Annotated in this window: 12 protein-coding genes and 1 pseudogene; 10 read left to right on the top strand and 3 right to left on the bottom strand. The window is 74.0% G+C overall.

What is annotated here, in order from left to right:
* On the bottom strand, positions 1–360 hold a 360-nt coding region (locus V7E46_RS30525; RefSeq protein ID WP_333771443.1), incomplete at its 3' end, for a glycosyl hydrolase.
* A 120-nt stretch (positions 361–480) separates the two neighbouring features.
* Between V7E46_RS30525 and V7E46_RS30520 the strand changes: the two genes are divergently transcribed.
* Entirely contained in the window at positions 481–792 is a 312-nt protein-coding gene (locus V7E46_RS30520; RefSeq protein ID WP_443054403.1) for a hypothetical protein, read from the top strand.
* A 7-nt stretch (positions 793–799) separates the two neighbouring features.
* On the opposite strand, the gene V7E46_RS30515 is transcribed toward V7E46_RS30520, so the two are convergent.
* Positions 800–1,840, bottom strand: coding sequence for a LacI family DNA-binding transcriptional regulator (locus tag V7E46_RS30515; protein ID WP_333771445.1), 1,041 nt, complete (start codon positions 1,838–1,840; stop codon positions 800–802).
* Between the two features lie 201 nt (positions 1,841–2,041).
* On the opposite strand from V7E46_RS30515, the pseudogene V7E46_RS34020 reads away from it, so the two are divergent.
* Positions 2,042–2,425 (top strand): annotated as a pseudogene (locus V7E46_RS34020) (ABC transporter transmembrane domain-containing protein); the annotation flags it as partial.
* 207 nt (positions 2,426–2,632) lie between these two features.
* Entirely contained in the window at positions 2,633–4,429 is a 1,797-nt protein-coding gene (locus tag V7E46_RS30505) for a carboxylesterase/lipase family protein (RefSeq protein ID WP_333771441.1), read from the top strand.
* Positions 4,430–4,571: 142 nt separating this feature from the next.
* Here the strand turns inward: V7E46_RS30505 and V7E46_RS30500 are convergent, their stop codons facing one another.
* Entirely contained in the window at positions 4,572–5,441 is an 870-nt protein-coding gene (locus tag V7E46_RS30500; RefSeq protein WP_333771440.1) for a winged helix-turn-helix transcriptional regulator, read from the bottom strand.
* 90 nt (positions 5,442–5,531) lie between these two features.
* Between V7E46_RS30500 and eno the strand changes: the two genes are divergently transcribed.
* The 7 genes from eno (at position 5,532) to V7E46_RS30465 (ending at position 12,450) form a co-directional block, all read left to right on the top strand.
* On the top strand, positions 5,532–6,815 hold the full coding sequence (gene eno, locus V7E46_RS30495) for a phosphopyruvate hydratase (protein WP_333771439.1): 1,284 nt from the start codon (positions 5,532–5,534) through the stop codon (positions 6,813–6,815).
* Positions 6,816–6,903: 88 nt separating this feature from the next.
* Positions 6,904–7,602, top strand: a complete 699-nt coding sequence (locus V7E46_RS30490; RefSeq protein ID WP_333771444.1) for a GntR family transcriptional regulator — start codon at positions 6,904–6,906, stop codon at positions 7,600–7,602.
* A 135-nt stretch (positions 7,603–7,737) separates the two neighbouring features.
* Positions 7,738–8,856 (top strand): TIGR03364 family FAD-dependent oxidoreductase, encoded by a 1,119-nt coding sequence (locus V7E46_RS30485; RefSeq protein ID WP_333771438.1) that lies wholly within the window; start codon positions 7,738–7,740, stop codon positions 8,854–8,856.
* Between the two features lie 62 nt (positions 8,857–8,918).
* Positions 8,919–9,572, top strand: coding sequence for a phosphonatase-like hydrolase (locus tag V7E46_RS30480; protein ID WP_443054404.1), 654 nt, complete (start codon positions 8,919–8,921; stop codon positions 9,570–9,572).
* Entirely contained in the window at positions 9,569–10,714 is a 1,146-nt protein-coding gene (locus V7E46_RS30475) for an ABC transporter ATP-binding protein (RefSeq protein ID WP_333771436.1), read from the top strand. Before V7E46_RS30480 ends, V7E46_RS30475 begins: the two co-directional genes overlap by 4 nt.
* On the top strand, positions 10,707–11,666 hold the full coding sequence (locus V7E46_RS30470) for a 2-aminoethylphosphonate ABC transporter permease subunit (protein WP_333771435.1): 960 nt from the start codon (positions 10,707–10,709) through the stop codon (positions 11,664–11,666). The genes V7E46_RS30475 and V7E46_RS30470 overlap by 8 nt, the downstream gene beginning before the upstream one ends.
* Positions 11,653–12,450 (top strand): ABC transporter permease, encoded by a 798-nt coding sequence (locus tag V7E46_RS30465; protein WP_333771434.1) that lies wholly within the window; start codon positions 11,653–11,655, stop codon positions 12,448–12,450. The genes V7E46_RS30470 and V7E46_RS30465 overlap by 14 nt, the downstream gene beginning before the upstream one ends.
* The last annotated feature ends 2 nt before the right edge of the window (positions 12,451–12,452 follow it).

Raw genomic sequence — 12,452 nt, 5'->3', positions numbered from 1 at the left:
CCCCCACCACCCACACCGCCCCCGGCGGCCTGCGCGCGGTCGGCAGCAACTGAGCGGTGGGAAGCCGGTGAAGGGACGGCTCGGGGCCGTCCGCGGGTCGCGTGCGGACGGCCCCGACGAGGTGCTGTGTCCGGTCAGGGCGACGTTGGCGGCGCCGCCGTCGATGTCCTTGACGTTCGACACCCAGATGATGGTGGTCAGGCCCCTGGAGTGCAGGTAGCCGTGGGTGATCTGGAACAGCTTCGCGCTGCCGCTCGCCCCGGAGCGCCCGCCCCGCCACGCCCAGCCCTCGTTCATCTCGTGCAGCGGCCGGAACAGCACGGGCACACCCGCGTCCTTGAGCTGACCGGGAGGGATCACCCGCTGTTCGTGGCCGGCTGGAGGTGATCGGCCGGTCCTCGTCCAGCCTGGTGTTCGGCGGACGAGTCCGGCTTCCTCTCGGACCACCTCGCATACGACCACTGCTACACCGCGAGCCACTTGCTCCGATACCACGTGCTCGACGGCGTACGCCGCGACACGGAACGTGAGGTCTTCCTGGGCGACTGGATCGCAGGCCGGCGGCCCGGCGGCATCCCGCCCGGGATCAGGGCCATCATCGACCGGCACGCGCGCCCTACCGTCGTCCTGGACTCCTTCTTCCGCGGACTGCTCGACGAGAGCAAGAAGACGGCGTTTCCGGCCGCGGAGATCGTGCGGCACCTGGGGGCCGGAGCCACGGCTTCGAGCAGGTCCGCCCCCGCGTCTGGACTGACCGCCCGTACGGGATCGGCTGCCGCGACCCGGCGGTAGCTGCGGCCTAGTCCCGCGGCGGCGGAGCGGTGGAGCCGCGCGGCACCAGGCTCGGCACCTGCGCGGCGTGCGAGCGGGCCTCGCGGCGCGCCATGACCTCGAACAGCGTCTCGGTCACGTCGGCGCCGAAGGAGAAGATGTCGTGCCGCATCGCCGAGAGCATCGGCCGGGTGAGCTGGCACAGCTGGGAGTCGTCCCAGGCCAGCAGGGAGAGGTCCCGCGGAACGGACAGCCCGAATTCCGCGGCGACGCCGAGCGCGGTGACGGCCATGATGTCGTTGTCGAAGACGATCGCGGTGGGCCGCTCGGCGGACAGCAGCAGCATACGGCAGGCCCGGCTGCCCTGGTCGGCGGAGAAGTCCGCGACCACGGTCTGTGCCTGGAGGCCCAGTTCGGCGCTGACCTCGGTGAAGGCCCTGGTGCGGATCGCGCTGTGGCCGAGGTCGGCGGGACCGCTGACCCGGGCGATCCGGCGGTGGCCCAGCGCGGCCAGGTAGCGGACCGCCTCCGTGGTGGCGGCGGCGTCGTCCGTCCACACCGAGGTGAAGGGGCCGGCGAGCGAGGGGTGGCCGACGACCACGGCGGGCAGTCCGATGGCGGACAGCGCCGGGATACGCGGATCGTCCACTTGCAGGTCGACCAGGATGCTGCCGTTGACCCGGTTGCCCTGCCACCACTCGCGGTGGACCTCGATCTCGTCCGCGGACTCGACCAGCCGCAGCAGCAGCGAGCAGGAGTGCCGCCCCAGGACGCTCTCGATGCCGGAGATGAACTCCATGTAGAACGGTTCGAGCCCGAGCATCCGGGCCGGCCGGGCGATGGCGAGGCCCACGGTGTGCACCGCGCGGCCGGAAAGCGACTGCGCCGCCTGGTTCGGACTCCAGCCCAGGTCCCTGGCGGCCTGGAGGATGCGCGCCTTGGTGGTGGACGAGACGCCGGGCTTGTTGTGGACGGCGATGGTCACCGCGGACGGTGACACTCCCGCGAGCCGGGCGACATCCTTGATCGTGGCCTTGCGCGCGCCGCCGGAGGCTGTCGTCTGCCCCACCAGGATGTCCGCCTTCGTGTCGTGATCGTACGCCAGGCCCGGCGGTCCGGCGGTAGAGCGCACCAGTGCCGCAGCCTCCGCCAACCTGCAAGTGCCTCATCGTAATCGATACCGCCAGCCCCGCCATGGCCGGCGACGCCACTCGGTGCCCCCGCACCCACGACGCCTCGGGGCGCCCCGGCGGCGCGACCCGCACGGCCCATGACTCCCAGCGCAGCCGACGACTCAAACGTTTTACAGCCCGCGCCGCACGCCGGCGATGCACCCGCCCAGGCCTCGGTCTGTCCTCGGTTGCTCTTGGCAACGGACGTTCCCAAGAGGAGTGGACGGCTTTCGAATGGTGAGCGCCGGTTGAGCGCCGGAGTCGGGCAGAGCGTGATCACCGAACTCCGTGTGCGCGTGTTCACTCACCTCCAGGCGCAGAGCGCGCCCTTCCACGGCGAGCACGCCTCCGGCACGCTGGCCTCGCGGGCGTCCAGTGACGTCGAGGCCGTCCGCGAGCTCTTCGAGAACGGGATCGATCGGATCATCACCGCAGCGGTGTCCCTGATCCACGTCTCCTGCGTCCTGCTGGTGCTCGACTGGCCGCTCGTCATCGCCCACCGGCTCTCGACCGTCCACCTCGCCGACCGCGTACTGGTGCTGGCCGACGGCCGCGTCATCGCGGACTGCGCCCCGGCCGATCTGGGCAGCGGGAGAGGCGGCGCCGACCCGTGCTAGCCCCCATGCCCCGGCATCGCGGGACCCCCGGCATGCTGATGTCCCGCATCCGACATCCGACAGGAGCCAGCCGTGGTGACCCTGCACACCCCTTTCGGCACCGTTCGCGGCCGGACCGTGCCCGGGCCGTTCGGCGACGCCGAGGAGTTCCTCGGCATCCCGTACGCCGAAAGCGCCGGCCGCTTCCGGGCGCCGGGGCCGCCGCCGCGCTGGGCGGGCGAACTCGACGCGCGCGCCTACGGACCGGCGTGCCCGCAGACGCCGGTCGGCGCGGCCGGGCTGCGGACGGACGAGCACCGGTGCCTGAACCTGAGCGTGTGGCGGCCGGCCGGCCGCACCGGTCCGCTGCCGGTCATGGTGTGGATCCACGGCGGCGCCCACCTCTACGGGCACCACGCCAATCCCGTCACCGCCGGCGCCCGCCTCGCGGCGCGGTACGGCGTCGTGGTGGCCGCCCCCAACTACCGCCTCGGGGCGCTCGGTTACCTCTCGCTCGACCACCTGCTCGGCCCCGGCTACGCCGACGCCGCGAACGCGGCGCTGCTCGACCTGGTGGCGGCCCTGGAGTGGGTGCGGCAGGCCGCGCCCGCCTTCGGCGGCGACCCCGGCAACACGACCGTGTTCGGGCAGTCCGCCGGTGGCGCGAGTGTCGCCGCACTGCTGGCGATGCCCCGCGCCGAGGGCCTGTTCCGGCGGGCGATCATCGAGAGCGGCACCGGCGACCGCGCCCAGGACACGGACCACGGCCGGCGGCGCACCGCCGAACTGCTGGAATCGTGCGGTCTCGACGCCTCGCGGGCGGACGCGCTGCTGACGCTGCCGACCGCGCGCCTGATACGGGCGCAGGAGGCGCTGATACGCCGCCGCAGCAGCCGGCGCCCCAACCTGGACATCGCCTTCCAACCCTCCCTGGACCCGGGCCTGTTGCCGGCCGTGCCGGTCGACGCGGTCGCCGCGGGCAGTTCCTCGGACGTCGACCTGATCATCGGCACGAACCTCAATGACGCCTCCGGGTATGTGCCGTTGGACACTCCGGACGCCGACGTCGACACCGCGGTGCCCGCTCGGCTGGCGGGTGCCGACTTCCCGCACGTGGCCGATCTGGCGGCGCGGCTGCCCGGACGGCTCGCCGCTGTCATGGGCCGCCCGCCCCGCGCGGCCGAGGTCGTCGAGGCCTACCTCGCCGAGCAGATCTACCGCGAGCCGTCCCAGCGGCTGCTGGACGCCCGCCGAACGGCCCGCGGCCGCACGTACGCGTACCTCTTCACCTGGAGCGCCCCGCACACCCGGGCGGTTCGCGGCTCTTCGCACACCCTGGAGATCCCGTTCGTCTTCCAGACCCAGGACACCCCACAGGCCCGCGTCGAGGTGGGAAGGGCAGCGCCCGCCGCGCTCGCCGACGCCCTCGGCGCGTACTGGACGAGCTTCGCCCGCACCGGTGTGCCCGAGGGGGACGGCCTGCCGGTGTGGCGACCGTACGCCGTGCCGGAGCGGACCACCGCCGTCCTCGACACTCCGGTCCTGATGGCCGCCGACCCGCGGCGGGGGGGGGGGGGGGGGGGGGGGGGGGGGGGGGGGGGGGGGGGGGGGGGGGGGGGGGGGGGGGGGGGGGGGGGGGGGGGGGGGGGGGGGGGGGGGGTGGGGGGGGCGGCGGGCGCCCCGCCCCCCCCCCCCCGGCGCGACGGACGTGAAAGTCGAGTCGAGAAACCTCGCCACGCCGGATTGACGGTCCCTGGCCCTCCGATCCCGGAGTGGCACAGAAACGGCAGCCGGCGGAGACCGGCCGGTCTCCGCCGGTCACCTGTCGGACGCCGGTTGCCGCCTCACCGGCTGATCGCCCGCACAGGCCGCCGGCGCCGGACTCCATAACGGACGGCCAGCAGGACGAGCCACGTCCGGCCCGCACAGCCGGACCCGACCGCTCCACGCACCCGGCCACGGGCCCGCTTGAGCCCGACAGGACTCGGCAAGCCCCGCAGGGCGAGCCCCTGCGGCCGACCCGGAGCGGCGCTCAGCCGCCCTCGGCGGCGAGCGCGGTCGCGAGCCGCCGGGCCTCCTCCACCGCGTGCGGAATGTCAGCGACGGGGAAGAGCACGTGCCGTACGGTCCGCCGCCGGTCGAGGACGAGGACCGCGCGCTTGAGCCGGAGTTGGCCGGCGCCGTGGAAGGTGGGCAGCCGCAGCGCCGCCGCCAGCCGCAGCCGGGTGTCCGACAGGAGCGGGAAGGGCAGCGCCTCGTCCTCGGCGAAGGCCGCCTGCTCGTGCGGGAGCTGGGTGCTCACACCGTGGACGGCGACGCCCGCGTCACGGAACGCGGGCCAGGCGCCGCGGAAGAGCCGGTTCTCCAGCGTGCAGCCCGCGGCGCCCGGAAGCGGCTCCTCCCACGGGATTCCGGTGGCCGGGTAGGTGAACAGGACCGTGGCGGCGGCGTCCGGGGCGACGGCGTCACGCATCGTCCCGTCTCCCGCGGGCAGTTCCAGCTCCGTGGGAAGCCTGCTGCCGGTCAGCGCGTGCATACGGGCGTGCTCCGCGCTGTCCTCGGCCGCGGTGGCGGTGACGCTCCCGTCGCCCAGCACCCAGCGGTCGCCCCAGTCCTGCATGGCCACCAGCAGCGGCAGCAGCGCGAGCCCGGAGTCGGTGAGCAGGTATTCGTAGCGGACCGGGCGGCGCTGGTAGAGGCTGCGGCGCAGGACGCCGCGGGCGACGAGCTTGCCGAGCCGCTCGGTCAGGACCTTGCGGGACAGGCCGAGTTCGGCGGCGAGGGCGTCGAAGCGGACGTGGCCGCGGGCTATCTCGCGCAGGACGAGCACGTTCCACCAGTCACCCGTGATGACGGCGGCCTGGGCGATCCCGCAGTCGTCGTCGGCGTTGTGCATCCTCATGCATCCATAGTACGTTCCTTTTCGGAATGCACTTTGTTGCAGAGGGGAACTTACTCTTCGGTCCCAGGACCGCATGTGAGGAGCACTGCCATGACCGCCATCACCCGTGTCGTCGCCCGCGAGATCATCGACAGCCGGGGCAATCCCACCGTCGAGGTGGACGTCGAGCTGTCGGACGGCTCGCTCGGCCGGGCAGCCGTACCGTCCGGGGCGTCGACCGGGGCGCGGGAGGCGGTGGAACTGCGCGACGACGACCCGGCCCGCTTCCACGGCAAGGGCGTCCGCCGGGCCGTCGACGCCGTCAACGAGGCCATCGCGGACACCGTGACGGGGCTCGACGCGGAGGACCAGGCCGCTGTCGACGCGGCGCTGATCGCGCTGGACGGCACCCCCAACAAGGCCAGGCTCGGCGCGAACGCGGCCCTGGGCGTCTCGCTCGCCGTGGCCAAGGCCGCCGCGGCAGCCCACCGGCTGCCGCTGTACCGCTACGTCGGCGGCGTGGACGCGCGGCTGCTGCCCGTACCGATGATGAACATCATCAACGGCGGCGCGCACGCCGACAACCGGCTGGACTTCCAGGAGTTCATGATCGCCCCGATCGGCGCGGCCACCTTCGCCGAGGCCGTACGGATGGGCTCCGAGGTCTTCCACACCCTGCGCGGCGACCTGCTCGCCGCCGGACACAGCACGGGCGTCGGCGACGAGGGCGGCTTCGCACCCGAACTGCGCACCGCCGAGGAGGCGTTGGAATTCGTCGTCCGGGCCGTCGAGCGCACCGGCTACAAGGCGGGCCACGACATCACCCTGGTCATGGACCCGGCCACCTCGGAGTTCTTCCGCGACGGCGTCTACGACTACGCGGGCGAGGGCGTCCGGCGCACTCCCGAGGAGCATGTCGACTACCTCGCCGGACTCGTCGCCGGCTACCCGGTGGCCTCGATCGAGGACCCGATGGCCGAGGACGACCTCGACGGGTGGCGGCTGCTGATGCCGCGGCTCGGCGACCGCTGCCAGCTCACCGGCGACGACGTCTTCTGCACCAACGAGATGCTGCTGCGCGAGGGCATCGCCAACGGGGTGGCCAATTCCGTGCTGGTGAAGGTCAACCAGATCGGCACCCTCACCGAGACCCTGGCCACCGTCGGCACCGCCCACCGGGCGGGCTACACCGTGGTGATGTCGCACCGCTCGGGCGAGACCGAGGACACCACCATCGCCGACCTCGCCGTGGCCACCGGCTGCGGCCAGATCAAGACCGGGTCGATGTCCCGCTCCGACCGCACCGCGAAGTACAACCAGCTCATCCGCATCGAGGAGGAGCTGGGCAGCCAGGCGCGCTACGCGGGCAGGGACGCCCTCGGCCTGCGGCGCTGAGCACCCGGGCGTCTGACAGGATCGCGGGGTGAGCAACGCAGCCGACCCCCTCGCCCCGATCCGCGCGGGCATCCCGGAGCACGGCCGGATGCCGAAGTATTTCGCGGTCAAGGCCCGTATCGAGGGCCTGCTGGACGACCTGGGCGAGGGCGGGCTGCTGCCGACCGAGCGGGAGCTGGCGGCCCGGTTCGGGGTGGCCCGGGAGACCGTGCGGCAGGCGCTGCGCGAACTGCTGCTCCAGGGCCGGGTACGCCGCAGGGGCCGCGGCACCGTGGTCGCCGGCCCCAAGCTCGTCCAGCCGCTGTCCACCGACAGCTACACCGAGGGCGTAAGGCGGCAGGGCCGGGTCCCCGGCCGGCATCTGATCACCCTCGAACAGCTGGCGGCGGATCCCGTGCTCGCCGCCGAGCTGCGGCTGGACGCCGGGGCGGCGGTCTGGCACATGGAGCGGGTGCTGCTCGCCGACGACGAGCGGGTGGGGCTGGAGAGCACCTACCTCTCGGTGGCCCGACTGCCCCACCTGGCGCGGGACTTCGCCCCGGACACGTCCTTCTACGCCTTTCTGCGCGAGACGCTGGGGCTGGAGCCCGCCGTGGTGGACGAGCGGATCGAGACGGTGCTGGCGACACCGCGCGAGGCGCTGCTGATCGGAACGCCGCCGGCGCTGCCGATGCTCCTGCTGCACCGGTCCAGCGGTGACGCGGGCGGCGAGCCGCTGGAGCGTGTCCGCTCGCTCTACCGGGGCGACCGGTTCAGCTTCACCGTCCACATGGACCGCAGGTCCTGAGCCCTTCCGGCTGCCGCTTCGCGGCTCTTTCAATCACGGAAAGGTAACGGGTCTAGGCCAGACTTGCGGTCGTGTTCACCCGCCGGTCGGCAATCCGACGCCGCCGGGCCACCTGGGGGCGCGAACGTCGTCGCTGTGAGAGTCACTGTCGTCGGAGCCGGGGTGCTGGGCACCATGCACGCCTGGCACGCCATCAAGCGCGGCCATGAGGTCGTCCATCTGGAACGCGAACGCGAGGCGCGGGGCGCTTCGGTCCGCAACTTCGGTCTGGTGTGGGTCGGCGGCCGGGCCGCCGGCGCCGAGCTGGACACCGCCCTGCGTGCCCGGGAGCTGTGGGAGGAGATCGGCGCCCTCGTGCCCGGCGTCGGCTTCCGCGGCAACGGCTCGCTGACGGTCGTCAGGACCGCGGCGGAGGAGGCCGTCGCCCGGGAGGTGCTCGACCGCCCGGACGCCGCGGAGCGCGGCTACTCGTGGCTGTCCGCCGCACGGACGCGGGCCCTCAACCCGGCGCTGCGCGGCGAGCTGTCCGGTGCGCTGCACTGCGCGAAGGACGCCGCCGTGGAGTCCCGGGCCGCGCTTCCCGCGCTGCGCGCGCATCTGGCGGCGACCGGCCGGTACGCCTTCGTCGCCGGCCGGGAGGTCCGCGGCGTCGGCCCCGGCGTGGTCCGCGACGACCACGGGGTCTCGTACGGCTGCGACAGCGTCGTGGTGACCACCGGAGCCTGGCTGTCCGGCCTGGTCAGGGAGCTGGCGCCGCAACTGCCGGTACGCCGGGTGCGCCTCCAGATGGCGCAGACCGATCCGCTGGACGAGCCGCTGACCACCTCGGTCGCCGACGCCGACAGCTTCCGCTACTACCCGGCCTACGCGGGCGGCGCTCTCGACGCGCTGCGCGAGGGAACGCCGCAACCGCCCGTCGCCGCCGCGCACCGGATGCAGCTGCTGATGGTCCAGCGCCTCGACGGCGGCCTGACCATCGGCGACACCCACGAATACGACGAGGCGTTCGCCTTCGACGTCACCGAGGAGCCCTACGACCACCTGCGCGAGCGCGCCGCGGAACTGCTCGGCCGGCCGCTGCCGCGGATCCGCCGCCGCTGGGCCGGGGTGTACGCGCAGTGCGCGGACACCACCCGGGTCGTCCACCGCGAGCAGGTGCTCGACGGGGTGTGGCTGGTCACGGGTCCCGGCGGGCGCGGCATGACGTGCTCCCCGGCGATCGGCGAGGCGACCGCACACGAGATCGGCTGGTGACCCCCGTGACACATCCCGCCACCCCGCAGGCCCAGGCGCAGCTGACCCTGGTCGTGCTCGACATGGCCGGGACCACCGTGGCCGACGACGGCCTGGTCGAAGCGGCCTTCTCCCGGGCCGCGCAGGAACTCGGCGTCGAGCCCGGCAGCCCCGAGCACGCGCGGCACCTGGACCACGTGCGCGCCACCATGGGCGAGTCGAAGATCACCGTCTTCCGCGCCCTGTTCGGGACCGAGGAGCGCGCCCGGCGGGCGAACGCCGCCTTCGAGCGGGCCTACGCCGGCCTGGTCGACTCCGGCGTCTGCGCCCCGCTGCCCGGCGCCGAGGAGACGATCGGCCGGCTGCGCGCGGAGGGCCGCAGCGTCGTGCTGACCACCGGCTTCTCCCGCACCACCCAGGACGCGATCCTCGCCGCCCTCGGCTGGCAGGACATCGCCGACCTCACGCTGTGCCCAGCCGACGCCGGGCGCGGCCGGCCGTACCCGGACATGGTGCTCACCGCCCTGCTGCGCACCGGCACCGAGTCGGTGCGGCAGATCGCGGTGGCCGGCGACACCGCGTACGACATGCTCAGCGGCGTACGGTCCGGCGCCGCGGTCGTCGCGGGCGTGACCACCGGCGCGCACGCGGCGCCGGACCTGCGGGCCGCCGGTGCCACCCACGTCCTGGGGTCGGTGGCCGAACTTCCGTCGCTGATAGCGGAGCCGGCGCGATGAGCGGCGCGGGCGGGGCAGCCGGGGCGACCGGGGCGAGCGGCATCCGCTTCGACCGGGTCAGCGTCTCCTACGGCGGTACGACCGTGCTGGACGCCCTCGACCTGACCGTCGAGCCCGGCGAGGTGATGGCCCTGCTCGGGCCGTCCGGCTCGGGCAAGACCACCGCGCTGCGGGCGGTGGCCGGCTTCGTCGCCCCGTCGGCCGGCCGGGTGCTGATCGGCGGGCACGACGTCACCGGCCTGCCCCCGTACCGGCGCGGTATCGGCATGGTCGTGCAGCAGTACGCGCTCTTCCCGCATCTGCGGGTCGAGCAGAACGTGGCGTTCGGGCTGCGTGCGCGGCGCACCCCGCGCGCCGAGGTCTCCGCGCGGGTCGCGGAGGCGCTGGAGATGACCGGCATGGCGGCCTACGCGCGCCGCTATCCGCGGGAGCTGTCCGGCGGTCAGCAGCAGCGGGTGGCCATCGCCCGCGCGCTGGCCGTCCGGCCGGGGGTGCTGCTGCTCGACGAGCCGCTGTCCGCGCTCGACGCCCGGCTGCGCTCCGGGATGCTCGCCGAACTGGCCCGGCTGCACCGGGAGTTGCCGCACATGTCGATCCTCTACGTCACGCACGACCAGATCGAGGCGCTGACCCTGGCCGACCGGATCGCCGTCCTGGACCAGGCCCGGCTCCAGGACTGCGGCACTCCGCACGAGCTGTACCGCACTCCGCGGACCGCCTTCACGGCGGGCTTCGTCGGCAGTGCCAATCTGCTGACCGTCCGCGCGCACGAGGACGGCGGCTTCCGGCTGGGCGCGGCGGCCCTGCGGGTGGCCCCGGACACACCCGGCCGGGCGGGTCCCGCGCCGGGGGCCGAGGCGACCGTGTGCGTACGGCCGCACCTGCTGCGGCTCGCGGAGGCGGCGGAGCCGGCCGCGGGACCGGGCGCCGGGGTCAACGTCCTGCGCGGCACCGTCACCGGTGTGCAGTGGCGCGGCCACACGCACCGGCTGCTGGTCGACTCCTGCGGACAGCAGCTGCGGGCTGACGTGGGCGACCTGCGGCAGCCGCCGCAGGCCGGCGACGAGATCGCGCTGACCTTCCACGCCGAGGACGCGGTGCTGCTGCCCGGCGGGCTGGCGAAGGAGGCGCGGCATGGCTAGCCCGGGAGGGCCGGCGGCTCCGGCCGGCGCCCACGCCGCCCTGCTGCCGCCGGTCCAGACCCCGCCGCCCGGAAGCACCGCCCCGGCGGCTTCCGGCCGCCCGCGCCGGGGCCGTTCCCGCGCGCTGCCCGCGTGGGCCTGGGCGCTGCCGCCGGTCGGGGCGCTCGGGCTGGTGTTCCTCTACCCGCTGTTCCTCGTGGCCCGGCAGTCGGTCTCGCCGGACACCGGCGGACGCTCGCTGACCGCGTACACGCAGGTGTTCCGGGAGGAGTCCTTCCGCAAGGCGCTGTGGAACACCGTGTGGATCGCCGCCGCCTCGACCGCCGGCTGCCTGGTGCTCGGCTTCGTCCTGGCCCTGGTGATCGCCTTCGCGCCCTTCCCCGGCGGCCGGGCACTGAGTCGCTTCATCGACATCTTCCTCGCCTTCCCGTCCTTCCTGATCACCCTGGCGCTGCTGTTCGTCTACGGCACGGCGGGCATGGCCAACGGCCTGTGGACGGACGTGACCGGCGCGGCGGACGGCCCTTTCGCCTTCCTGCGCACGCCCTGGGGGGTACTGCTCGCCGAGATCACCTACTTCACACCGTTCGTCATGCGGCCGCTGCTCGCGGCCTTCTCGCAGGTCGACACCGCGCAACTGGAGGCGGCCTCCTCGCTGGGCGCACGGGCGCCGCGGATCGTCAGGCAGATCGTGCTGCCCGAGGCGCTGGCGGCCGGCGGCAGCCTGGTGCTGGTCCTGTGCCTGAACGAGTTCGGCATCGTGCTCTTCACCGGCGCCAAGGGCGTCACGACCCTGCCGACGCTCGTCTACAGCAAGGCGATCCTGGACGGCGACTACCCGGGGGCGTGCGTGGTCTCGGTCGTCTCGGTGGCGCTGTCGGTGACTCTGTACGCGCTCTACCGGGCCGTCCTGGCCCGCGCCACGGGAGGCGGCCACCGTGCTCGTGCATAGCAGGCGCGGCCGCTGGACGGCCTGGACGGTTTTCTTCGCTCTCTTCCTGCCGCTGTTCGCGCTGCCGTTCCTGGTGATCGTGGCGGCGTCCTTCGCCACCCACTGGAGCGGCCCGTTCCCCTCGCACCCGACGCTCGCGCACTACCGGGCGGTCGGCCGCGGCGACTCGCTGCACGCCCTCACCACCAGCCTGCTGACCGCGCTCGCGGCGAGCGCCCTGGCGCTGCTGGCCGGCGGCTGGGCCGCGCTGGCGGCCGGCCGGCTGCGCGGCGCCGCCCGCCGGGTGGTGGACGCGCTGTTCATGCTGCCGCTCGCGGTGCCCTCGGTGGTCGTCGGGCTCTCGCTGCTGGTGGCGTTCTCGCAGCCGCCGTTCCTGCTCAACGGGACGGCCGGGATCGTGATCCTCGCGCACACCGTGCTGGTCACCGCGTTCGCCTTCCAGTCGGTGAGCGCGGCGCTGACCCGGCTCGACCCGGCGTACGAGCAGAGCGCCGCGAGCCTGGGGGCGGGTCCGCTGTACGTGCTGTGGCGGATCCGGATCCCGCTGCTGCTGCCGTCGCTGACCGCGGCGGCCGGGCTGTGCTTCGCCCTGTCCATGGGCGAGTTGAGCGCCACGATGATGCTCTACCCGCCGGACTGGGTGCCGCTGCCCGTACGGATCTACGGCGCCGCCAACCGGGGGTCGCTCTTCGAGGGCGCCGCGCTGGCGGTCGTCTTGATGACGGCGACGCTCGCTGTGCTGCTCGCCGTGTCCCGGATACGTACCAGGGCCGCCTTCCGCTGACC

It is taken from the genome of Streptomyces sp. IBSBF 2435 (genome assembly GCF_036815005.1).
Taxonomy (GTDB): Bacteria; Actinomycetota; Actinomycetes; order Streptomycetales; family Streptomycetaceae; genus Actinacidiphila.
Note: the sequence above shows the minus strand (reverse complement) of the source record. Positions and strands in the feature narration are given on the sequence as shown.

Coding starts and splice junctions, on each gene's coding strand:
- V7E46_RS30500 (WP_333771440.1), bottom strand. CDS start 5,441: ATGAGGATGCACAACGCCGACGACGACTGCGGGATCGCCCAGGCCGCC.
- eno (WP_333771439.1), top strand. CDS start 5,532: ATGACCGCCATCACCCGTGTCGTCGCCCGCGAGATCATCGACAGCCGG.
- V7E46_RS30490 (WP_333771444.1), top strand. CDS start 6,904: ATGCCGAAGTATTTCGCGGTCAAGGCCCGTATCGAGGGCCTGCTGGAC.
- V7E46_RS30480 (WP_443054404.1), top strand. CDS start 8,919: ATGGCCGGGACCACCGTGGCCGACGACGGCCTGGTCGAAGCGGCCTTC.
- V7E46_RS30475 (WP_333771436.1), top strand. CDS start 9,569: ATGAGCGGCGCGGGCGGGGCAGCCGGGGCGACCGGGGCGAGCGGCATC.
- V7E46_RS30470 (WP_333771435.1), top strand. CDS start 10,707: ATGGCTAGCCCGGGAGGGCCGGCGGCTCCGGCCGGCGCCCACGCCGCC.